The following is a 22,922-nucleotide window of genomic DNA, read 5'->3' as shown; positions in this document are numbered from 1 at the left end:
ATATTAAAAAGATTCCCTTAAAAACACCTTTATCTACTGCCAAATTGAATTTGCGTAATCCCCGAAAAGAATGAGATTATTTCAAGTTATAATGATAGTCTTGTAAAAGTGGTAAAGTAGGATATACTTAATATAAAAAAATACCGCTTGGTGCTGTAACACCAAACGGTTAAGTGCAGTAGCCCTTCAAGGGGGCAGCTCACTAATAAGATGATAAAATAACCACCACTTAATTAGCTTGCTAGGCTGGGGTGGTTATTTTTTATGACCTTTTCTATCTTACCTTTTCCGCCAAATCGCCTTTGTGTAGGCAAGTCTCATCCCAGCCCTTTCCATATTCCGCTGGCTTGTGCTCAGGTAGGCTGCCTCTCCGACTAGCAGGTGGCAATTTTCTTCCAATGCCTGCTTAATATAGTTTCTTAGAAAGTCAAAATAACTTAAATAGCTTCTCCAAGTCCCCAAAAACATGGTTCACACCCTCAACGTAATAAAAACTCGATGCTTCTTCTGGTGAAAACGCCTTTTCCCTGTAGATCAAAACTTTTTTACCATAGGCTAATGCCAAGCCAAGTTCAACATGGCTACCCTTCCCACCCGGTAAATACAGAATAAATAGGTCACAGTCTGCCACTGCCTGTTTTTCTAATGTGCCAATCCTTTCGAGTTGGTCAACAGTGTTTGCACGTTCATTTAAAGTCCAATCGTATGTATTCACATGTCCTTTAGAGAAAAGATACTGACTGACAGCTTGGACATTTTCTTTGTTTTGAAAGCTTGATGCAATATAATATTTCATCCTGTATCTCCTTCTTCTTTTTACCCCGGAGAAACCGTCCGTAAGACTCCCACCTCAAAACATGAAGTGAAGCCAAAAAGTTTTTAGTGGGAGTAAACGGACGCTAACACCCCGATTCGTTCAACTAACAATCAGTGGGGGAAGAACGGAAACGCCCACTGATTGAAGTTTCACTTAATGGTAAGCACCTTTATTATACCACTATGTCAAAATATTCAATTATAAACAAAAATTAATAAAAATCACAGGCACATTAATTGTTTGAAAGCGAAAGTATCCGATATAGTAAAGAGATGTCTTAGGTTTTTACATAAAAAACCCACGATTAACAAAGATAGAAAGAAGGAGAGGATATATATGGCTACATCTGCGAATTCATTTAATCTGCCTAAAGGCCAAAAAATTGCAATGATTATAGCATTGCTAGTTGGCGCATTTATGGGGATTATTAATGAAACGCTTTTAGCGACAGCACTTCCAACGATCCAGCATGCGTTTCAAATATCACAAGCTCAAGTTCAATGGCTGACAACAGCATTTCTTATGGTGAATGGGATTATGATCCCGATTTCAGCTTACTTTATTGAACGATTTACGACCCGCGGGCTGTTCTTAACAGCAATCAGTCTATTCGGAATAGGAACATTGACTGCAGCGCTTGCTCCTGTTTTCCCTGTACTACTGTTAGGAAGGGTTATTCAAGCATCTGGCTCTGGGATAATGCTACCACTCTTAATGACAGTATTGCTGGCGATTATTCCAGTAGAGAAACGTGGAACAACAATGGGATTGATTGGTATTGTCATTGCGTTCGGACCTGCAATCGGACCTACCTTATCGGGTTGGCTACTTGAACACTTCGAGTGGCGGGCGCTTTTCCTCACTGTACTACCAATAGTGGTGGTTACCATAATCTTGGCAGCACTTTTCCTAAAAAATGTGACGGATCTTGGCAAACCAAAGTTAGATGTCCTATCGGTTATTCTTTCTTCACTAGGGTTTGGAGGATTTCTTTACGGATTTAGTATTGGCTCAGAGCATGGCTGGGGAAGCGCTACTGTCCTCATTGCGATTATCGGCGGAGCAATTTTAATTACGTTGTTCATACTGAGACAATTGAAGCTTCGACAACCGATTCTCGAGTTCCGTATCTTTAAATTTCGTATCTTTAGCCTGGCGATTGTAATCACAATGGCAGTGATGATTTCTCTCATTGGTGCAGAGACACTACTACCACTATTTATGCAAAACACACTTGGATTTAGCCCACTTGAATCAGGGCTGATGCTATTACCAGGAGCCATCGTAATTGGAATTATGTCTCCGATCACAGGAATTCTGTTTGATCGGTTTGGTGGTAAGTATCTAGCAATCACGGGTCTTACCATAGTTACCGTAACGACCTTCTTCTTCACAAACTTATCAATGGAAACGTCATTTGCTTACCTGTCCACAATATATGCCATTCGGATGTTTGGTTTATCTTTCGCTTTAATGCCAGTTATGACATCGGCATTAAATCAGTTACCACCAAAATGGTATGCACATGGATCGGCAATGGCTAATACATTGCAGCAAATCTCAGCCTCAATCGGTACAGCTATTCTTGTCACCTTGACGACAGTTGGGGCGAAGCAGTTTACACCAGAAGAAAATGAATCAGCAGATGCGATTGGTCAGCTTGCCCAAATTCAAGGATTTGAATGGGCGTTTATGGGAAGCACCGTACTAGCATTCGTTGGTCTAGTACTCGCATTTTTCCTAAGCTCACCAAAGGAAGAAAAAGAAATGACACGTAAGATTAATGAAAAAAGCATGTCAGAGTAAGCGAAAAAAGCTCTTCCATAAAGGGAGAGCTTTTTCGTCTATATATAATTAGGAAGTTTGCTGGTCGAGCTTCGCTTGTTTATGGATGGTATGCTTTGTTCCCCATTCATGCATTGCTTCTAGGATCGGCTCTAGACTTCTCCCATATTCCGTCATAGAATATTCTACTTTTGGAGGGACCTGTGGGTAAACAACCCGCTCAATAATGTCCTCTTCCTCCAGCTCACGTAATTGTTTTGTTAACATTTTCTGTGTTATTCCGGGCATACTGCGTTTAAGCTCACTGAATCGTTGTGTCCCCTTTTGCAGTAAATGAAGAAGAATGATGGGCTTCCATTTTCCGACCAAAATACTAAGTGCATCCTCAACGCGACATAACTCTGGTACCTTATCCATGCTTTTCGCTCCTTTAGTATCCTTTTGTATACTATACCACTTTATAGTGCGTACTTCATAAAAAATTCATTATACCTTACAATAGCATTATAATGGAAAAATAGAAAGAATGAAGATATAGATTATGTAAGATAGAAAGGTTGAGAATGAATGAAAAAATATCGTATAGATCCCAGCAAAGGAATGGAATTCGGACTTTACACACTTGGCGATCATTTGCCTGACCCACATACAGGAAAACGAATTCCTGCACAGCAACGCATACAGGAAATTATTGAATTAGCAAAACTGGCCGATCAGGCGGGAATTGATTTCTTTAGTGTTGGCGAGAGTCATCAGGACTTCTTCGCTACCCAGGCACATGCCGTTGTTTTGTCAGCAATCGCCCAGGCTACAAAGAATATAAAAATTGCCAGTTCCTCGACTATTATTAGCACATCAGATCCCGTGCGTGTTTATGAGAATTTTGCTACAATTGATCTAATTTCTGGTGGACGTGCGGAGATTGTTGCCGGGCGAGCATCAAGAATTGGCTTGTTTGATTTACTTGGCTATAATGTTCGCAATTATGAGGAGTTATTTGAAGAGAAATTTGATTTATTAAGACAAATTAATGAAGAAGAGGTTGTAAACTGGGAAGGCGAGTTCCGCGCTCCGTTAAACAACGCGAAAGTACTTCCACGACCACTTAACGGCTCATTGCCAATCTGGCGTGCTGTCGGTGGTTCACCTGGCAGTGCAATTAAAGCAGGCTATGCAGGTGTGCCAATGTTCCTTGCCCATTTAGGCGGGCCAGCAAGTAGCTTTAAACGATCAATTGATGCGTATCGCCAAGCAGCTCAAAGTCGTGGGTTTGATACGGACCAGCTACCTGTTGCAACTGCTGGATTCTTTTACGCGGCGGAAGACATGCAAACGGCGCTTAGGGATATGTATCCACATATTAACGAAGGTATGAAGCGTACAAATGGACAAGGTTTTCCAAAACAAGCTTTTGCACAAGGTGCAGACCCGCATAGTATTATGAATATAGGGAGCCCAGAGCAAATCATCGAAAAAATGCTTTACCAGCATGAAATGTTTGGCCATCAGCGCTATATTGCCCAAATAGATTTTGGTGGTATGCCGTTCGATAAGCTACGTAAAAACATCGAAATCATCGGAACAGAAATTCTTCCGGCAATCAAAAAACATACAGCAAAAAAATAGAGGTGAATACAGATGAAGGTTGTGGGACTATCCGGCTCAAAAGTTGGCTCCAAAACAAGAACCGCTATGAATTATACGATAACGAAATTACAAGAAAAGTATCCAGAAATGGAGACAGAACTAATCGACCTAGCCGATTATGATATCCAATTTAGTGATGGGCGCAACTACCTTGATTATGAGGGAGATACCGGCTATGTGACGAAAACGATCATGGAAGCAGATGCTGTGATTATAGGAACCCCAATATTCCAGGCTTCCATCCCGGCTACTTTAAAAAATATCTTTGATCTACTGCCAATAAACGCTTTTCAAGATAAGGTAGTCAGTATGCTTGTGACGGCTGGATCTGCAAAGCATTTCTTAATTGTAGAACAGCAATTAAAGCCAATTCTTGGTTACATGAAAGCCCAAATCGTGCAAACCTATGTATTCATCGAAGAAAGTGACTTTTATCGCAAAGAAATTACCAATGATGATGTCCATTTTCGCATTGAAAGACTCGTCGAAGACACCGTCGTATTAACCGAGACCTATACGAAAATTCGTGAAGCTAAAGAAGCGGAGTATGATTTTTAAGTTATAGAAAGTCGCGCGGGAAGAGTAGAAAGTGGCGCGGGAAGAGTAGAAAGTCGCGCGAGAAGAGCAGAAAGTAGCGCGGGAAGAGTAGAAAGTCGCGCGAGAAGAGCAGAAAGTGGCGCGGGAAGAGTAGAAGTCCCGTGTGACCACTTAAAAGCGAAACCAATTTAAATACACCAGAAAAGCAGGACAAGGGGCGTATGCCAGCCTTGTCCTGCTTTGGGTGGGAGAAAACCAGAAAAAATTTAAGATCAAAATCCCCTTAATAGCCTACTTCAACTGCTGCATTCACAATATACATTAAGTCATTCTCATCGCCTTTGTCTTTCAGGGTGATCCCACTGGATGTGGCCATTCCCCCATCTGTAACATCTACTGAAACGGTGCCGTACGGGATTGCCTTTTTAACGCTTTCCGTATCCAGCTGCTCTCGATCAAGCGGTACAGCCAACTTCACCTGTACTTTCATATTTTCTAATTGCTGTTCAGGAAGGCTTTTCTCAATGCCTGGCATGGAGTTAAACCAGATCGCATTTTCTACTGCACGGACAGCTGCCTTCGTTATATTCTGTCCATGAACGTCGATACCAGTTCCTGTTTGAATAAAAAGAACTTGATTCATTATAAAACTCCTCTCTTTGAAGGATGTATCGTTCATATAAATCGGTTCCCGAGGTGGAGCGGAATCAAACACGGGATCTTGAAGACAAATCAAATAGAGTCGACAGCTCATCTAGCCGCATTTCATAGAAGAAATAACTAGGATAGAGGAAGCCCTTCAATGGTTGGATCTTTGCATGATACCTAGGCCCATGTAACCCTTTTCTACTAGAACTCTACTAAGCACAGATCCTTTACTGTATAATTTAAATATTCAAAAATTAAAGGGGTGTACAAGGGTATGATGTCAAAGATGCGTTTGAAACAAGTGCTATTTTTATTGATCATTGCTGTCCTCGCCGTTTTTCCATTTCTTGATCAAGGTGGACAATCAGTTCAAGCAACCGATGAGATAACCGACATAGAATTTGCCGAAGCGAACTTGGAAGAAAAGTTGCGCCACATCTTAGATAATGAACAGTTGGACGGAGCAATAACAGGTGTAAACATCATGCAAGCTGAGACAGGAGAACAACTCTTTTCACAGGATGGAGATATTCGTTTACATCCAGCCTCCAATATGAAAATTCTTACAGCTGCAGCTGCTCTGGAAACATTGGGAAAAGATTATCAGTTTTCGACTGAAGTACTGACAAACGGAGAAAAACGTGGAAAAGTTCTACATGGAGACCTCTATCTTAAAGGGAAGGGAGATCCTACGCTCTTAAAAGAGGATCTTGATCAATTTGCTAAAGAACTGAAAACACAAGGCATTCAAAAGGTAAAAGGAGATCTAATTGGTGATGACACATGGTATGACGATGTGCGGCTTTCCCAGGACTTAAATTGGTCGGACGAGCCTTTCTATACAGGAGCCCAAGTCTCTGCACTAACGCTCTCTCCAAATGAAGATTATGATGCAGGTACAGTTATTGTCCAAGTAAGCCCTGCCGATGAGACCGATGGAAAGGCGGAGATAACCCTAAGCCCTGAAACAGATTATGTCACAATAGAAAACAAAACCAAGATGGTTCCTGCAGGTGAGAGTAAGGATATCTCCATCGAACGCGAGCACGGTACCAATACGATTGTCGTAGAGGGAACGATGCCGGTGGATGGATCCAATTCTCGTTCGTGGGCATCTGTCTGGGAACCCACAGGTTATGCTCTAGATGTGTTTAAGAAAGCATTGGAAGAAGAGAACATTCAATTTATAGGTAGATCTGAAGAAAAGACTGGTGCCACACCTGCAGATGCTCAGCTGCTTACATCCAAGCAGTCAATGCCACTTCATGAGCTGTTAATTCCATTTATGAAACTAAGCAATAACGGCCATGGTGAGGTGCTTACCAAAGAAATGGGGAAAGTCGTCGCTGATGAAGGAAGCTGGGATGAAGGTCTAGACGTAATCGAAGACGTGGCAGCCCAGTTTGGAATGGATAAAGATACGATACAATTACGCGATGGATCTGGCATGTCGCATAAGACGATGATACCACCAAGTGATCTTGCCCAGTTTTTATATGAAATTCAAGCAACGGATTGGTTCTCAGAATTTCAATATGCGCTCCCTATTGCTGGTGAATCAGATCGGTTTGTCGGTGGAACGTTGCGTAACCGGATGACAGAAGAGCCTGCAAAAGGGAATGTCACGGCCAAAACAGGATCGCTAACCGGCGTATCCACACTTTCTGGCTATGTAACGTCAGCAGACGGAGAGGAACTCATTTTCTCCATTCTAATTAACAACTATCTCGGATCAAGCTCCGGCGCTCGCGCCATAGAGGATGACATTGCAACTACCCTAGCAGAGCATCAATTTTCCGAATAAGTAAAGGTATCGAAAGCTGCCCTTCCGTATGAAGGGTAGCTTTTTAGTATTTAGGCTTGCAAATAAGAGCGAGCTGCACCAAAGCAGGGAAAATGAATCGAAATTGGTCAAGGAGAATCGCCATCAGATGAAAGTGAATCGTCATCACCGAGAAGTGAATCGAGAGCCCCCAAAAGTGAATCATCAGCCCCTCAAAAATGAATCGAGCTAACACTTAAGCCCACCCACGCAAACTCTCCCAAAAGGCAAACAATTCTGTTAAAATAAAGAAAAAAGAGGTGGAACGATGCGACTTGATGAATCAACGGCTTTTATAAAAAGCATGGAATTAAAAAGAGATCATATCCCAAGCTATAATCGATTTCCCTTTGATCTTCCAGTTATTCGACATTTGGATAAGCTAGCTTTCCACCCAAATGTGACCTATATTGTAGGAGAGAATGGGATGGGCAAGTCAACCCTGTTAGAGGGGATTGCTGTTGCATCGGGCTTTAATCCAGAGGGTGGCACACGTAATTTCAATTTTTCCAGCTATGATTCCCATTCTGAGCTCGACAATTATTTGCGAGTGGCAAAGGGTCCATTACGTCCAAGGGATGGCTTCTTTTTTCGAGCGGAGTCGTTTTACAATGTTGCCACAAATATTGAGGAAATGGACAAGGAGATAGGTGGTGGCAGACGTATAATTGATTCCTTTGGTGGCCAGTCGCTCCATGAGCAATCACACGGTGAGTCCTTCTTTGCGGCTTTCCTCCACCGATTCTCTGGCGAAGGGATTTACATATTGGACGAGCCTGAAGCTGCACTCTCACCATTAAGGCAAATGTCCATGCTTGCACGAATTCATGAACTTGTTAATGAAGGCTCACAATTTATTATTTCGACCCATTCCCCCATTCTGATGGCTTATCCGGGTGCAAAACTAATTGAACTGACAGAGGATGGCATGCAAGAAACAGCATTAGAGGACACGGGCCACTACCGCACGATGAAGCAGTTTTTTGAGAATAAGGATAGGTTGCTGCATCATTTGTTTGAATAACAATAAAGAATACCCTTATTTCTTACAATGTATAGCGATATAATGGAGTTAAACGTGTGCCATTTTCTGGATAAAGTACAAGAACCCTTTTTCTAAAGAAAGAGTGACTCGTTTGGGGGGAGCATATGGATTGGAAGGTTATGTTAACCGTTCTGCTGTCTTATAGCCTTGGAAGCTTAACGGGCGCTTTTTATATAGCGAAATGGATGATCGGAAAAGATATTCGCAAGCTTGGGAGCGGGAATGTTGGCGCAAGAAATGCAGGAAGGCAGCTCGGGAAGAAAGGATTTATGTATACCCTTCTTATTGATGTTGTAAAGGTGATGATCGCCCTTTCTATAACAACGGATCTATTCCCGGAAGATGACATCATGTTAATGGTTAGCACTTTCTTCTTGTTGATTGGGCACATTTGGCCGGTACAGCTTGGCTTTAAAGGTGGAAAAGGAGTCGTTGTATTTTTGGCCGCCACATTGTATTGCCTGCCACTTGCAATTGCCGTGTTAGGAATATGTGTAGGCATAGGTTATCTCCTTATCCGCAACTTTCAAATCATTGGATTGGTCTCGATGACTTCCATTCCTATTACAGCTTGGATATTGGAAGAAACTGATTTAGCTATTGGTCTATTACTATTATTAATTGTGGTTATCATCCCACATATTATAAAGAAATAATATCCTACATGAATTGAGGGGGTTGGACATGGAACACCATACCTTAACATATAAAATAGCATCAGAACTAGAAGAAATGGAGCAAATCTATCAGCTAAACTATGAGACCTTTGTAGAAGAAATTCCGCAACATCAACAGAATCAAAGGCGTCGCTTAATCGACAAATTTGATAGGGAAAATACATATATTATTGCAAAGGATGAAGAGGAAGTAGTTGGGATGATTGCTGTTTGTGCTAATCGTCCATTTTCCTTAGATCATAAGTTAGAAAATCTAGATGATTATCTCCCGAAACACGCAACACCGTGTGAAGTGCGACTGCTTTCTGTAAAAAAAGCATATCGAAAAAGCATGGTGTTTTATCAATTGGTAGACTTGCTTGTTAGTTATTGCTTGGAAAAGAATTATAATATGGCGCTTATTTCGGGTACTGATCGACAAATCAAACTGTATAAAAGAATCGGCTTTGAATCGTTCGGTCCAATGGTAGGAACGGAAGGTGCAATGTACCAACCTATGTACTTAACCAAAGAGAAATTTGCCACCACTTCAAGAGCCTTTACTAAAATGATGCTGAAAAAGAAGAAACCAACCAAGCAAATCAACTTTCTGCCTGGTCCCGTAGCAATAAATAAAGAGGTGGAACGAGCATTCAAGAATACAGCTATTTCTCATCGTTCAAAAGCGTTTATTGATGAGATGAAGACCGTTCAATCAAAGCTTTGCGAACTGGTTAATGCCCAAAATACTCAAATCGTTGTTGGGACAGGTACACTTGCTAATGATTTAGTGGCTGCGCAAATGAAGAAACTACCTGGAAAAGGCCTAATCATTGCCAATGGAGAGTTTGGGTATCGGTTAATCGACCATGCAGAAAGGCTCGGTTTACATTACGTTAAATTGGAAAAACAGTGGAACGAGAAAGTAACAATAAAAGAGTTAGAGTGTTACCTAAAAACAGATCGTGAAATAAGTTGGATCTGGACAGTACATTGTGAGACATCAACAGGCTATCTTTATGATCTGGATAAAATTTCTCGATTCGCAATAGATTACGATGTGAAATTATGTGTGGATGCATGCAGTTCTGTTGGAGTTGTCCCAGTGAATTTACAAAATGTTTATTTAGCTAGTACGGTAAGTGGCAAAGGGCTGGGTGCTTATCCAGGTTTAGGAATTGTTTTTCACCAAGAGCCAATTGTACCTAGTAATGATATACCAAGATATTTGGATTTAGGGCAGTACACAAAAACGGATAGTGTTCCATATACGCATTCATCAAACCTCATTTTGGCATTAAGTGAAGCCGTAAAAAGGGTAAGTTTAGAGGGAAAGCAAACGTTAGCAAAGGATGTAAGGAGCATGCTAACAGAAGGAGGCTTTGACTATTTAGGTATGGAGGATTACTCACCTGGCATTATAACCCTTCCGCTTCCAAGTGTTGTTTCATCTAGAACCATAGGAGATCGGTTGAAGGAAAATGGGGTTATCGTCAGCTATGAAAGTGATTACTTGTTGAAACGGAATTGGATCCAATTTGCCTTAATGGGAGATCATTCGTTGGCGGAGTTTGCGGAAGCACTTGCTATTTTAAAGCAAATTATAAACAGTAAGGTTGCGTTCGTTTAATGATGTCACGATATAAAAGGTTAGCAACCACGTCAGGAACACAATTTACCTTATTGGTAACAGGCATTCTTTGGTTAAAGACAGTTGTCACATGCTTTGTCGGCTTTAATCTAAGTATGCATTCTTTTTTTGATATTATCTTAACCTTAACCAGTTCGATAGGTTCCCTCTTACTCATTATGGGTTTTAGTTTCTATTTTGGTAAAACGGTAAATAGATTTATATTGTTTGGCCTCCTCGTAATCGGGACAGGTATCCTCTATGGGGATCTGCTATACTATCGTTTTTATACAGATTTTGTTACGATACCAATTCTTTTTCAGTTTGATAATGTTGGTGGCTTGAGTGCCAGTACAGTTGAATTAATGAGTCCATGGGATATTTTTATGTTTATCGATCTATTTATAGTAGGATGGCTTCTTTTTAAAACCAAGTTGAACCTTACTGTGTCAAAACAAAGGAAAAGACGCTATATTCTAGTTGGCTCAACACTTGTCGTGATGACAATTTGTTTAGGATTGATTAAATCAGTCCATCTCTTCTCCGAATCGTATGACAGGGAGCAGATGGTGAAGACATTGGGACCACTGAACTATCATGTATACGATATAGCTTTAGGGGTAAAAGCTCCTCTACAGCGGGTAGTTGCTAATGAGACAGATGCAGTTACATCACAAAAGTATTTACAGCAAATTGATTCCAAACCAACGGATCTATTCGGCATAGCAGAAGGAAAAAATGTTGTCTTCATCACATTGGAATCGACCCAAGGCTTTGTTATAAATCAAAAAGTAAACGGAGAAGAAGTGACCCCATTTCTAAATGATTTAATTAAAGATAGTTTCTATTTTAACCAAATCTATGATCAAACAGCACAAGGAAAAACATCTGATGCTGAATTTATCGTGGATACGGGCCTCTATCCCTTAGCAAGTGGCTCTGCATTTGTAAGAAGGCCAGAAAATACGTATTTGAGTCTCCAGCATATATTAAAACAGAACAATGACTATTATGCTGCCACATTTCACGGGAATGATCGGACATTTTGGAATCGGGATCAAATGTATGAAGCACTCGGTTATGATACGTATTTTTCAAAAAAAGATTATAACGTAACAGAGGAAAACTCCATTAATTATGGGATTAAAGATATTCCGTTTTTTAATCAATCCGTTGATCATTTAGAGGAGCTATCAGAGCCTTATTATGCTAAATTCCTTACGTTAACGAATCACTTCCCTTTCTTGTTAGAGGAAGAGGATACATTGATTGATGAAGCGGATACCGAAGTGGGTGTCGTAAATCGTTATGTTACGACAGTGCGTTATTTAGATAAATCTATTGAAACATTTTTTGAAAAGCTAAAGGAGAAAGGTATGTACGAGGATACCGTCTTCATCCTAGTTGGGGATCATTATGGTATTTCTAAAAAATATGAACAAGGTTTGAGTGAATTATTAGAGGAACAGCCTAATATTGTTAACCATATGAACTATCAACAAGTTCCATTAATCATTCATGTCCCAGGGCAAGAGGGGCAAACAATTGAGACACAAGGTGGACAAATTGATATTCGGCCAACGCTTCTTCACCTTCTAGGCATAGAAACAGATGGCCTCTATTCTTTCGGGCGTAATCTCTTCACAAGAGATAATGATCATCCTGTCATTTTCCGAGATGGTAGTTTTATATCAGAGGATTACATTTATAAGGATAATGTTTGTTATGGGAAAGAAAACGGACAGGAAGTAGACAATCAGTATTGTGAACCAGATTCAGAAATAGTGAGACAAGAGTTGGAGTTATCAGATAACATCATTTTTGGTGATTTATTAAGGTTCCTTGTTGAGTAATATTTATGGCAGTTAGGTGAAGCTGAAGTAGAGTGATGATATTGGGGAGATTGACAATTAAAATACTGACGATGGGACATAACTTAATGAAAGAGTGTAGAGTACTGCTAACTTATCGCTACGGAAAATACTACGCTTTCCGTGGGCACGGCCTCAGCCTCCTCAGAAGCAAAGAACGCTTCTGATGGGGTCTTCGGACCCGTGCTATTCCCACTGGAGTCTACGCATTTTTCTCCGCTAAGTATTATGTTTTGCATTTATAGTACTATAAAAATTCCGGGACGAATTCGAAACTTATTTATTATGTTACGAGGATTGTCTGTTTTTTGCTTCATTAAATACTTCACTTTATCATAACTCCGAAACTGATGAGTAGTTTATCCATGATACGACTTCTGAGTACATATAGGGAGGCTTTGCTATAGCCGATAGTTTGAGCTGTCTTTTCAATGGAATAGTTCCGAAAGTATCTTAAGTTAATAAATTTTTGTTCAATCAAGTCTAAGTTTGAAATGGCATTTTCAATGGAATTTTCTATTAGGAGCGTTTCGTTTAATTTTTTGCGAATGATGATGATCTTTTCTTTTTCATCTGAGTTCATAGAGAGGTGGCTTTGGTTTTCATCTGGTGTAAGGTACTGAAGCTGTCTTTGGAGATTATCATTCGCAACTTTAAATGTTGTGTAATGCTTTAAATAGTACTCTATTAATTTTATTTTATCCTTTTTTTCTTTCTTGGTGAGTTCCATCTGCAAACTGTACCCCTCCTAAAAAATAGAACATACATTCTGTTTTTATTGTACCACTGCCTTTCGTTAATTAAAAGGATAATATTTCCAATTTGGATGATTTAGAAAAATACTATACTTTATCCGTAGAATAGGTTGAGCTTTCTTGTAGCAACTTTTAATTAGATTAAGACTTCTTACTGCATATAATCCCTTAGCATTAAAAGGAATAAGAAGAACTACAGGGAGGTTTGCTAATGAATGGGAGTTTAAGAAAGGCAGAAAAGGATGAGATAAAGAAGCTAGAAACCCATTTGAAAAATTATACGACGTATAAAGTGGCAATAAGCATTATAAAAAAGCAATTAAATCACCTGGTCCCGGGCTTTGTTTCACGCTATGAAGTGGATGGTAGGGTTACGATAGAATCTTTAGGTGAAGAATTGGATAGATTATCAAGTGTAAAAGTTCTTAAGCTATACGAAGAATGGTTACATTACCATATAATCGTTACATCTATTGATGAAGCGATCGCTGAATTGGACGAAACAGAATCTCAATTTGTAACATCTCGCTATCTAAAAGGGAAGACAATCGTGCAGACCTCTTTTGACTTGGGGTATAGTGAAAAATATGTTTTTAACATTAGAAAAATAACGCTAAAAAAATTACTAATCTCCCTTAGGTGTCTTATTTATTTATAGAGAATTAAAGAAAGCCACTATAAAAGCCTTGGTCATATTAGATCTCAATTTATGATGAAGGCTTTTTACTGTTTTGCCGTGAACTATCTATATTGATCAATGCAAATTTTAACAAAAAATGTAACTTTATCTGTTATGGGGCGACTAATCATGCAGGTAGATTCAATGCGATTTGCGTTTTTCTCATTGCCACATCTACTTGCCAAAGTTAACTTGACTCTAACGTGTAGTGTGGTATCTTTTGATTGAAGAAAGGGATGTTGTGATGAAAAGGCATACAAAGAAACTTTATGGTAGTTTCCTATTACTTTTGCTTGTTCTATTGCTTGCTGGATGTGGCGAAGGTTCAGATGAAGAAGCGAATACAACAGAAAGTGACAATGCTTCACAATCTGAAGAGCAAACGAACGAGTCAGATGAAAATGAATCTGACGTTGAGGAAGAGACAGAAACGGCTACTACTGAAGCGGACGATGATTCTAATAACACTTCTTCAGAGGAAACAGGAAACCAGGACGAAGAAAGTAATTCTGAAGACAAAGAAGATAAGGATAAGTCACTTGAGGATTATTCTTCAGAGGAAATTGAATATGCGCGAGTTTGGCTAGAGCTTGGTCCTAACCAGGAGATTGATGAATTAAATGTTCGGCATATTGCTGCGGGAGAGCCAATTAATCCTAACGATGAAACCAGTGCGAATTATCCAGAAGATGTCATCCAGCTAGCGGGTTCACGCTTGGTTGATGGTTCCGTTACATATAGTGGAAATGGAGATGGCACCATTAATGTTTACAATGTTCCTTTACGTTGGGATAGCAGTGATGCGGAGGTAGATGAAGACTTCATGAAAGAGTACACAGAGCGTTTAATCAAAGAAACAGAGCTAGTGAAAATTGATCCGGGCAATGACGAAGAAATTATAAAGCTCATAGACATCATGAAAATTCACTAGCAGTAAGGGGCGGGTCACTAATTTGTGAGCCGCCCCTTGCTGTTATTTCGGATCTGTTTCTTTTCGATTAGAAGACTTGAAGGCATCGGTTATAATACATTCTTCGATCCTCTAATCCATTGTAACCACCATTAACTCTTAACGTGACAGCCTCGACTGATGGATTCGTATCACAAAGTGCATTCATATTGTTTAAGTCCCACCAGAAGCCGGCACTTGTCCATGGATAATTAGCAGCAACGTAATCAACACCTTGGTTTACAATTTCTGGATCACCAATGTCATTGGAAAATCGTGTGTAATTATAGCGACCTGTCAATTGAATATAACCTCCACCTTTGAATTTAGGGCCATCACCAGGTTGGGTGTTCCCTAAATCTGTTCGTCCTTCGTAATCCCAACCGGATGCTAGTTCTTTTGTCCATCGACCAGCTCCCGACTCGTGGCTACATTGGCTAATAAAATGGCATAGTCGCGATGTTGTTGTAATATTATATCTTTCTAAGCATCTATTTAAGTCTTCTAAAATGGCGTTTGAAAGATAGGTGCTAGACCACCCAATTTGATTTAGTTGGCTTTCCGTTACATAGAGATCACCATCACCTGGTGGCAAACCACTATCCCCGTTATCATAAACGAGCAGCTCTTGTCCCACCTGAATAAGGTCCGGGTTACTAATGTTGTTTAATGCCATGATTTCATCCAACGTCATCCCAAAGCGCTCTGCAATCCTTCCCAACACATCGCCTGGCTGGACGATATAAATGATCGTGTCAGGAGAAGAACCACCATCGTCATTCCCATCACTATAAACAAGTAACTCTTGTCCCACTTGAATGAGATCAGGATTACTAATGTTGTTAAGCGACATGATCTCAGATAACGTCATTCCAAATTGTTCTGCAATCCTTCCCAATACGTCTCCTGGTTGGACAATGTAAACCGTAGTACTTGCAATAGTTGTTGTCATTCTACTAACTCCTTTTTCTTATTTTTATCTTCCTTGTCTACGTGCACGTAGAGGATTGTTCTAACCTTCATGAAGACTATGTACTTATCATAAATCTGAATAGCGTTTTAAAACTGCCCATTAAGTAAGGTAAATGTATTGTAAAACTATAGGATAAATAAGAAGACTTTTACCGAAGAGGGGTAAACGGCTCGTAAAAGGAGGATCTACCACTAATTTGTAAATTAATGGATAAAAGCTATATATTCACCAATACTAGAGGTAATAAAAACAATATTTCTATTTAGTGGAGATGAAGGATAATGAATGACGAACAACAACAGTTATTAACAGACCTGGAAAATAAACAGACAAATATTACAAAAGGATTTACAGACTATTGGCATAATCATTCTTCGTTTGATACGTGGCAATTTTGGTTACATGTTATGTTTTTATTGGTACCACTCGTAATACTTTACTTTAAAATAGATAGAAAAAAAGCCCTACTGCTTGGCTTTTACGGTTTTAATGTTCATGTATGGTTTACTTACATAGATACCTTCGGTGCAAAGTTAGGTTTTTGGAGTTACCCTTTTCAAACTTATGCCAACAATCACAATTAGTTTGGGGTTAGATGTATCCTTTATCCCTGTGATTTTTAAGCTCCTTTATCAGTGGGTAATAAACCATGACAATAATTATTATTTGTATTTTACAGGCTTGGGCTTGTTTATTTCATTTATTTTTAAGCCTTTAATGAGCATGCTTGATTTGTTTATTTTAGATAATGGGGCTAACTATTTCCATATTCTAATAGGTTATTTAGTTATTATGTGTTTGTCAAAATGGATTACAAATCTGTTTGTATACTTTGAAAAAGGGTCTAAAGTGTAAGACTTCCTTTTTTTACTGAAGGGTTAGGTAACTCAAGGAAAAAAGTAGCACCCGAGGTGGATGCTACTTACAAAGACTTCTTAGTATCGTACGGAATCTAACACATTAATCATTCCATAACGTACATAATACCCTGTTCCACTTACACTATCAGCCGTATTTTGTATAGCAGCGCGCACCTGTGCATTGCTCTTACCTTGACCAGTTAATAAGGCCGCTTGACCAGCAACATAAGGAGAGGCCATGGAAGTTCCTGACATATAGGTATAGCTATTCCCTGGATAGGTGGAAGCAATATCAACTCCTGGAGCAGACACATCTACCCAAGTTCCATAGTTAGAGAAGCTTGCTTTATTATTATTCCGATCAACAGCACCAACAGCAATTGCATTTGCGTAGGATGCTGGCTGGAATTGTTGGGATGTACCGTCATTTCCTGCAGCTGCTACCACAACAGAGCCATTATTCCATGCATAGTTAACAGCGGATTCTAACGTTTGCGTGTTACACGCACAGCCTAAAGAGAGGTTTATTACCTCGGCACCATTGTCTGCTGCATAACGTATACCATTGGCTATGTTGGCAAGTGAGCCATTCCCGCTTGCATCTAAGACACGAACGGCTAATATTTTGGTATTCGGTGCCATGCCAGCAATTCCGGTACCATTATTTGTTTCTGCTGCGGCAATTCCTGCAACATGGGTGCCATGACCATTCGCATCAAAAGGAGTATAGTCACGGTCCACAAAGTCATATCCCAAGTTTGTCTTTCCGTCTAAATCGGGATGGTTATAATCTACCCCAGTATCAAGAACAGCAACTTCTTGGGAGGAACTTCCTCTTGCATAATCCCAGCCTTGATTTGCAGATGTATTAAATAACCCATATTGATACGATGTGCTGAAGTACGTATCATTGGGATTCCAGGTTGCTTTTAATACATAATTCGGTTCGGCGTATTCCACATTCGAATTCTTACTTAATGTTTTTACAACACTCTCCACATCCCCCACTTCTAACACGACAAACGGGGACTTCACGACAGTGGGACTTGGTTGAACCTTTGCATTCAATTCGTTTAAAATCTGTTCTTGACTGTTTAATGAAACGCTATCCTTAAATTTAACGATAACTTCTCCTTTAATATAAGCATTCTTTTCAACACCTACATTAACAGAAACCTTCTCCCCATCTAATGGCTGATTCTCCTCGGCAAAACCCACTAAAGGAAAAGCCACCACCAAAAGCAAAAACACCAAAAAACTAAAGCCCTTCATTTTCATCTACTTTCCTCCCTTTTTTTGACTACAAAAAACTATATGGCTAGGAGGCTACCTTCATGTGTATATCCAAGCTGTTGCCATGTTGGGAAAAATCGAAGAGAGGGACAAATAAATTGCTTTCCCTTTAGACCTATTTTTTCCTAAAAATGGAATATTTCAGCCAAAAGTAATGAAAGGACAGAGTTTACCGCTATACATGGAGGAAATATCGTGGAAGGAGAAGTGAAAAAGAAGTACAAAAAAAAGGCCTTTAAGCCCTCTTGCTTTAATGGAAACAAGCAATTAGGTTAAAGACCATAATAATGAAAAGGTTTATTCGGAGTTTTCTCCTCTTACATGCACGAACAATGTCCCATCTGTCTGGACTTGCCCGAATAATACGTCTGATGCGGAGGTTATATTGTGCTGTTGTAATTGTTGTTGAACCCAATTCGTATCTAGCTTTAACTTTTTCAAGTTCTTTGTTAGAATTCTGCCATCCGATATCACCTCTGTAGGAATAGGGAATGTTTTTGGTGTGATCGGTACATTCATATCCAACTTAGTTACAGGTTTTTTAGGATCTAAAGGGAGAACGGTTAATTTCCCATTGGTTTCTAAAATAGCATAGTCGACGTCAGCTATGGAAAAGATATTCTTTTGTCTAAGCAAAGCATTTAATGAATCCAAGTCTAACCTGGTTGATTGAAGCGTTCTGTTGACGAGCTTCCCTTCCTTGATGACTACCACAGGGGTTCCGGAAATAACTTTTCGTGCCTTTTTTGATTTTAATTCTACGACCCCTAAAATGTACGTAATAATTGCCCAACCGACAATTGCCAACACGCCATTTAGAATGCTTAAATTCTGGTTGACGACAAGGTTTGCTGTAATGGATCCAATGGCGATGGCCGAAGTAAAATTTAAAAAGGTCATTTGACTAATTTCTTTCCTTCCAAGCCATCTCGTCATCGCAAATAGCACAAAAAAGCCGATCACGACTCTTAAAATTAGCTCATTAATATCCATATGTAATGCACCACCCATCTCGTTTTCCCACTTATTATGTGCAAAAGTTTAAAGAGTAACCAACCATTGAGGGATGTTTAGCTAGCCAAAACAGTTGATTAAACTAAAAACAGTGGGGCATTGTAATGGGGAAAGGAGGCGTTTCATAATGGTTAATACAGACTTTGGAAAGTTTATTAAAGCGCAAGGGAAAGACAGATCCATCTACCCAGGTCACGGGGAACGTGCAAAGAATACGGATCCGAAAACCAATAATAGTAAAACCTCAAACCAACACCCAGGTGCTTCAGGGAGAGAACTATAAATAGCTGTAATCTAAAAAAGGCCACAAATTGAAAGTGTGGCCTTCACTTATATTAACGATGATTTAAATACAAAACTAACTTTGTCATAATCCATTTTTTCTTCATAAAAACGATGTGCGTCGGTTCGCTGTAGTCCAGAAGATAAGGCTACACTCTCATAGTTGTTGTCCTTTGCCCATTTATGAACGTATGTTAGCAGCTTTTCTCCATATCCCTTTGAACGCTTATTTGTATGTGTAACAAGATCGCAAATCCAAACAAACCGCCCGTAATAGAGGGTAATCATCGGTTTGAATCCGATAACTGCTACTATTTCTTCTTGATCCATTAATGCAACTAGTTTGTAGCTATCTTTCTCTTTTGCTTCTAAAACTAATTCAAGGTATGTTTCTGCGTCGAGGTGAGTTCGTAATTGATTCATGACCGGAAATGCGTCCATAATTTCATGTAGAGATTGCAGTTCTTTGATTTCTAAAGAGTCCATATTAAGCTCCTTTTCTTCATAACCTTCCCTAGCCAGGTATAGGTTTCTATATATTCATTTTACCTTATTTCATTAAGGTAATGGAGGCTATTGTGTTAGAATATTACATAAGTTAACGCCGATATCTATGATCGCGAGTTAGGATAGTATATATACGCTAAGGAGGATGTAGCATGACGAAACACAGGATCTTTACAACGAGTGTCGCAAGTGTCTATCCACATTATGTTACCAAAGCGGAGAAAAAAGAACGTACAAAATCAGAAGTCGATGAAATTATCCGTTGGTTGACAGGTTATAGCCAGAAAGAATTAGAAGATCAATTGGAAAAAAAGACAGACTTTGAGACCTTCTTTGCGGAAGCACCTAAAATGAATCCTTCACGTGAGCTTATTAAAGGTGTGATCTGCGGTGTTAGAGTGGAAGATATCGAAGAACCAACGATGAAGGAAATTCGTTATTTGGATAAATTGGTCGATGAATTAGCAAAAGGAAAAAAGATGGAGAAGATTTTGTGGAAACAATAGTGAAATAATGAAATTTTAAAAAGGGTTATTTACCAATTTACAGAATAAGATTAGGGAATGAGATGTTTTCTCCATATAAAAAGGGGGAGAAAAATGAGGAAGACTTTTTCAGTTCTATCACTAATTTCTACACTATTAGGGTTTACTATCATTGTTTCCCTGACACAGGATGGAAAACTTTTTGAAACCCTAACATTCGGAACAAAAGGTGCATGGTCTATAGTTATGCTAAACCTTTATAATTTTCTAGGCTTATTGTTTGCTTGCGTTGCTGAGAAAAACAAGTACAGAGTAATATTGTTTATTATTAGTATTAGTATGCTTCTAGTAAGTCTAGTTGCTACTTTTGTAGCTGTTTATGGTTTCCAACAACCATAAAACAAGCAATGGAAACAGCCACTTCCATTTCGGAGGTGGCTGTTTTCATTATCCAACTTCTGATCAAATATATTCTAAATGTGAACTTCTACATCTTAACCGAAACACGTTTTGTCATGACACGGATTAAGCAAAACATGCCAAGAGGAATAAGGAGTAGGGCTGCAATAGCGATTCCTTCTGGCATTTCAAGGAATGCAAATCGATTAGGGATTGGCAGGCTTAATATTGATCTAAGGAGTACATTTTCCACTGTTAGAAGAACGATTGACATGGCAATAAATCCTAAGCCGGCAATAACCGAAAATTTATAGAAGGCGGCGCTAATTAACCAACCAGCCAAATAATAGGTCAAAATCTTTAAACTAAAGATACCAATCGCCAAAACCCAATTACTCTCAGGCTCCACAAAGGGCGTTACAATAAGAAACTCAACAATATCCCCTATGAAATTACTATCTTCTGTAGATACATCCATATTGGGTTCTTTAAATGAAAAGCTCGTAACATTTTCAACAATAAACTCTGTTAAAACGGAAATGCCCCACACGATAAACGGAAGCGTAATTGCCATACCAATCAAGGCAAGAGAGGCCCCCTTATAGTAATCCTTTCTCGTTACACCATGCCCTACATAGTGTGGCAGAAAGTACGTGGCCATGATTCCAATAACAAAAAAGAAGAAAGTAGCTACGACAAAGAAAGAATTATAGAAATTATCCTGCCCATTTTCCTGAAATTGAAGGACGAGTCTTACAATGCCGATGATTAGCATGACGCCCATTACGCCAAATGCCCACATCATTTGTACAGTGAACATATCTTTCATTACTTTAAGATAGTTATTTGTTTGTTTCATTCGGCTTCCTCCTCGGTTAAGTGGACAAATAGTTCATGGAGCGATAGTGGTGCGATTTCCAACCCTTTAGCGAGTGCAGCCTGTTTTTCCTCTTCGCGTAATGTGCCATAAACCATGACCGATTTGGTCCCACCTAATTGCGTTTCATGTATCTGTTCCATGTCTTTAACGAACTCCTCCACGATCTCCTTGCTCCCTGTAATAGATGCACCCTTTGCAAGAAGTGTATCGTATTCCTCGTGAAGCAAAAGCTTTCCGTTGTTTAATAACAACACGTCATCGAATAGATAATCCATTTCGGAAACGAGATGTGTGGAAAGAATAATCATTCTTGGATGCTCTTGCTGATCTGCTAAAACTTCTTTATAAAAGATATCCCGTGATGGGGCATCCATTCCAAGGTATACCTCATCAAAAATTGTGATAGGTGTTCTGCCCGCGAGACCAATGATTACATTGAGAGCGGACTGCATTCCTTTTGAAAAGTGTTTAACTGCTTTATCTTTGGGCAGTTTAAATTTTGCTACAAGCTCTTCTGCATAATCCATATCAAAATTAGGACGATAGTGCTGAACATCTTGAAGTAAGGACACTATTTTATCTGATTCGTCCTTATAGTCTTTATCATATAAAAAGGCGACCTGCTGCATAACCTCTGCATTTTCAAAGGGGGCTTTCTCGTTAATGGTAAGCGAGCCACTAGACTGCTCATTAAAGGATGCGAGGATGGATAGCAGACTTGTTTTCCCAGCACCATTTCTGCCAAGCAGACCATAGATTTTCTTTTCTGTTAACGCAAAGTTTATATCATGCAGGGCAGTATGATTCCTATAATGCAGACTCAAGTTCTTCACTTTAATGGTCATTTTGATCACGGCCTTTTACTTTTTTTATTAATTGAATGATCTCATTCTCTTCAATTTCCAGCTTGTCAGCTTCCTGAACTAATTTGACAACATAGTCCTCCATGAAGGAGAGCTTACGCTTTTCCTTCAGCTTTTCCTTTCCCCCAACGGCAACGAACATTCCAATCCCTCTCTTCTTATAAAGGATTCCTTCCTCCACTAGCGGATTAATCCCCTTGGTCACCGTGGCATGGTTAATCTTATAAAAATCAACCAACTGATTGGTGGAAGGTGCCTTTTCCTCTTCTTTTAATTGATTATTTAATATCTGATCTTCCAATCTTTCACGCACCTGGACATATATTGGTTTGTCTTGCGTAAATGCACCTCTCATGTTATCTCCCACAATCCTTTTTTGTGTTATACACTTATATGGTTATATACTTATGTGTATAACCATAACAGATAACTTTTTTGAAGTCAATATTAACTGTGAAAATTGGGTGCGTTGGAGATTTTATAGGCATGCCAAAAACCACACATAGCCTATTAAGCGCGACGTGT

The 22,922-nt window shown here is 39.4% G+C and carries 25 protein-coding genes; 14 read left to right on the top strand and 11 right to left on the bottom strand.

Annotated elements, in window-relative coordinates; all coding sequences use genetic code 11:
- Positions 1–427: 427 nt before the first annotated feature.
- A complete protein-coding gene (locus tag BN988_RS16095) occupies positions 428–796 on the bottom strand; it encodes a hypothetical protein (RefSeq protein WP_036578050.1) in 369 nt (122 codons plus the stop codon).
- A gap of 357 nt (positions 797–1,153) precedes the next feature.
- Between BN988_RS16095 and BN988_RS16090 the strand changes: the two genes are divergently transcribed.
- Complete coding sequence (locus BN988_RS16090; protein ID WP_036578048.1) at positions 1,154–2,623, top strand: MDR family MFS transporter; 1,470 nt, start codon at positions 1,154–1,156, stop codon at positions 2,621–2,623.
- Between the two features lie 48 nt (positions 2,624–2,671).
- On the opposite strand, the gene BN988_RS16085 is transcribed toward BN988_RS16090, so the two are convergent.
- The gene (locus tag BN988_RS16085) at positions 2,672–3,019 is read right to left on the bottom strand and encodes a winged helix-turn-helix transcriptional regulator (protein WP_036578047.1); all 348 of its coding nucleotides are present in this window, start codon (positions 3,017–3,019) and stop codon (positions 2,672–2,674) included.
- A 150-nt stretch (positions 3,020–3,169) separates the two neighbouring features.
- On the opposite strand from BN988_RS16085, the gene BN988_RS16080 reads away from it, so the two are divergent.
- Together BN988_RS16080 and BN988_RS16075 are read left to right on the top strand one after the other, a co-directional pair.
- Positions 3,170–4,228 (top strand): LLM class flavin-dependent oxidoreductase, encoded by a 1,059-nt coding sequence (locus tag BN988_RS16080; protein WP_036578046.1) that lies wholly within the window; start codon positions 3,170–3,172, stop codon positions 4,226–4,228.
- 12 nt (positions 4,229–4,240) lie between these two features.
- A complete protein-coding gene (locus BN988_RS16075; RefSeq protein WP_036578044.1) occupies positions 4,241–4,807 on the top strand; it encodes an NADPH-dependent FMN reductase in 567 nt (188 codons plus the stop codon).
- Positions 4,808–5,069: 262 nt separating this feature from the next.
- Here the strand turns inward: BN988_RS16075 and BN988_RS16070 are convergent, their stop codons facing one another.
- Positions 5,070–5,429 (bottom strand): Lin0512 family protein, encoded by a 360-nt coding sequence (locus BN988_RS16070; RefSeq protein WP_036578042.1) that lies wholly within the window; start codon positions 5,427–5,429, stop codon positions 5,070–5,072.
- Positions 5,430–5,708: 279 nt separating this feature from the next.
- Between BN988_RS16070 and dacB the strand changes: the two genes are divergently transcribed.
- From dacB to BN988_RS16045, 5 genes are all read left to right on the top strand, one after another.
- Entirely contained in the window at positions 5,709–7,238 is a 1,530-nt protein-coding gene (gene dacB / locus BN988_RS16065; RefSeq protein ID WP_036578041.1) for a D-alanyl-D-alanine carboxypeptidase/D-alanyl-D-alanine endopeptidase, read from the top strand.
- A 286-nt stretch (positions 7,239–7,524) separates the two neighbouring features.
- A complete protein-coding gene (locus BN988_RS16060; RefSeq protein WP_036578040.1) occupies positions 7,525–8,280 on the top strand; it encodes an AAA family ATPase in 756 nt (251 codons plus the stop codon).
- A gap of 125 nt (positions 8,281–8,405) precedes the next feature.
- Positions 8,406–8,957 (top strand): glycerol-3-phosphate acyltransferase, encoded by a 552-nt coding sequence (locus BN988_RS16055; protein WP_036578039.1) that lies wholly within the window; start codon positions 8,406–8,408, stop codon positions 8,955–8,957.
- A 28-nt stretch (positions 8,958–8,985) separates the two neighbouring features.
- Complete coding sequence (locus BN988_RS16050) at positions 8,986–10,587, top strand: aminotransferase class V-fold PLP-dependent enzyme (RefSeq protein ID WP_036578038.1); 1,602 nt, start codon at positions 8,986–8,988, stop codon at positions 10,585–10,587.
- Positions 10,587–12,440 (top strand): LTA synthase family protein, encoded by a 1,854-nt coding sequence (locus tag BN988_RS16045; protein ID WP_231495264.1) that lies wholly within the window; start codon positions 10,587–10,589, stop codon positions 12,438–12,440. Before BN988_RS16050 ends, BN988_RS16045 begins: the two co-directional genes overlap by 1 nt.
- Before the next feature lie 343 nt (positions 12,441–12,783).
- Here BN988_RS16045 and BN988_RS16040 read toward each other — a convergent pair whose 3' ends face one another.
- A complete protein-coding gene (locus BN988_RS16040; protein ID WP_036578037.1) occupies positions 12,784–13,194 on the bottom strand; it encodes a hypothetical protein in 411 nt (136 codons plus the stop codon).
- 230 nt (positions 13,195–13,424) lie between these two features.
- On the opposite strand from BN988_RS16040, the gene BN988_RS16035 reads away from it, so the two are divergent.
- The gene (locus BN988_RS16035) at positions 13,425–13,871 is read left to right on the top strand and encodes a hypothetical protein (protein WP_036578035.1); all 447 of its coding nucleotides are present in this window, start codon (positions 13,425–13,427) and stop codon (positions 13,869–13,871) included.
- Between the two features lie 265 nt (positions 13,872–14,136).
- On the top strand, positions 14,137–14,823 hold the full coding sequence (locus BN988_RS16030) for a hypothetical protein (RefSeq protein WP_036578034.1): 687 nt from the start codon (positions 14,137–14,139) through the stop codon (positions 14,821–14,823).
- A 67-nt stretch (positions 14,824–14,890) separates the two neighbouring features.
- On the opposite strand, the gene BN988_RS16025 is transcribed toward BN988_RS16030, so the two are convergent.
- Positions 14,891–15,793, bottom strand: coding sequence for a LysM peptidoglycan-binding domain-containing protein (locus tag BN988_RS16025; protein WP_081779485.1), 903 nt, complete (start codon positions 15,791–15,793; stop codon positions 14,891–14,893).
- Between the two features lie 302 nt (positions 15,794–16,095).
- On the opposite strand from BN988_RS16025, the gene BN988_RS19250 reads away from it, so the two are divergent.
- Entirely contained in the window at positions 16,096–16,398 is a 303-nt protein-coding gene (locus tag BN988_RS19250) for a hypothetical protein (RefSeq protein WP_231495263.1), read from the top strand.
- Positions 16,399–16,749: 351 nt separating this feature from the next.
- On the opposite strand, the gene BN988_RS16015 is transcribed toward BN988_RS19250, so the two are convergent.
- Together BN988_RS16015 and BN988_RS16010 are read right to left on the bottom strand one after the other, a co-directional pair.
- Positions 16,750–17,952, bottom strand: coding sequence for a S8 family peptidase (locus tag BN988_RS16015; protein ID WP_036578033.1), 1,203 nt, complete (start codon positions 17,950–17,952; stop codon positions 16,750–16,752).
- Between the two features lie 312 nt (positions 17,953–18,264).
- On the bottom strand, positions 18,265–18,978 hold the full coding sequence (locus BN988_RS16010; RefSeq protein WP_231495262.1) for a DUF421 domain-containing protein: 714 nt from the start codon (positions 18,976–18,978) through the stop codon (positions 18,265–18,267).
- A gap of 130 nt (positions 18,979–19,108) precedes the next feature.
- Here BN988_RS16010 and BN988_RS18995 point away from each other — a divergent pair, with 130 nt between their 5' ends.
- Positions 19,109–19,264 carry a hypothetical protein gene (locus tag BN988_RS18995; protein ID WP_155988325.1) on the top strand — a complete coding sequence of 52 codons (156 nt, stop codon included), beginning with the start codon at positions 19,109–19,111 and terminating at the stop codon, positions 19,262–19,264.
- Positions 19,265–19,311: 47 nt separating this feature from the next.
- Here the strand turns inward: BN988_RS18995 and BN988_RS16005 are convergent, their stop codons facing one another.
- Positions 19,312–19,749, bottom strand: a complete 438-nt coding sequence (locus BN988_RS16005; protein ID WP_036578032.1) for a GNAT family N-acetyltransferase — start codon at positions 19,747–19,749, stop codon at positions 19,312–19,314.
- A gap of 173 nt (positions 19,750–19,922) precedes the next feature.
- Between BN988_RS16005 and BN988_RS16000 the strand changes: the two genes are divergently transcribed.
- Both BN988_RS16000 and BN988_RS15995 read left to right on the top strand, forming a co-directional pair.
- Positions 19,923–20,276 (top strand): DUF2200 domain-containing protein, encoded by a 354-nt coding sequence (locus BN988_RS16000; protein ID WP_036578030.1) that lies wholly within the window; start codon positions 19,923–19,925, stop codon positions 20,274–20,276.
- A 93-nt stretch (positions 20,277–20,369) separates the two neighbouring features.
- Positions 20,370–20,654: a hypothetical protein gene (locus BN988_RS15995; RefSeq protein ID WP_036578028.1), complete on the top strand. Its 285-nt coding sequence runs from the start codon at positions 20,370–20,372 to the stop codon at positions 20,652–20,654.
- Between the two features lie 88 nt (positions 20,655–20,742).
- Here BN988_RS15995 and BN988_RS15990 read toward each other — a convergent pair whose 3' ends face one another.
- The 3 genes from BN988_RS15990 to BN988_RS15980 are packed head-to-tail and all read right to left on the bottom strand — an operon-like array spanning position 20,743 to position 22,752.
- Positions 20,743–21,513 (bottom strand): hypothetical protein, encoded by a 771-nt coding sequence (locus BN988_RS15990; RefSeq protein WP_036578027.1) that lies wholly within the window; start codon positions 21,511–21,513, stop codon positions 20,743–20,745.
- The gene (locus BN988_RS15985) at positions 21,510–22,379 is read right to left on the bottom strand and encodes an ATP-binding cassette domain-containing protein (RefSeq protein WP_187120260.1); all 870 of its coding nucleotides are present in this window, start codon (positions 22,377–22,379) and stop codon (positions 21,510–21,512) included. The genes BN988_RS15990 and BN988_RS15985 overlap by 4 nt, the downstream gene beginning before the upstream one ends.
- On the bottom strand, positions 22,369–22,752 hold the full coding sequence (locus tag BN988_RS15980) for a GntR family transcriptional regulator (RefSeq protein WP_036578026.1): 384 nt from the start codon (positions 22,750–22,752) through the stop codon (positions 22,369–22,371). The genes BN988_RS15985 and BN988_RS15980 overlap by 11 nt, the downstream gene beginning before the upstream one ends.
- Positions 22,753–22,922 lie beyond the last annotated feature (170 nt).

Source organism: Oceanobacillus picturae (assembly GCF_000612865.1).
Lineage (GTDB): Bacteria > Bacillota > Bacilli > Bacillales > Amphibacillaceae > Oceanobacillus_B > Oceanobacillus_B jordanicus.
The sequence above is the reverse complement of the archived record's forward strand: the minus strand, read 5'-3'. Positions and strand labels throughout refer to the sequence as shown.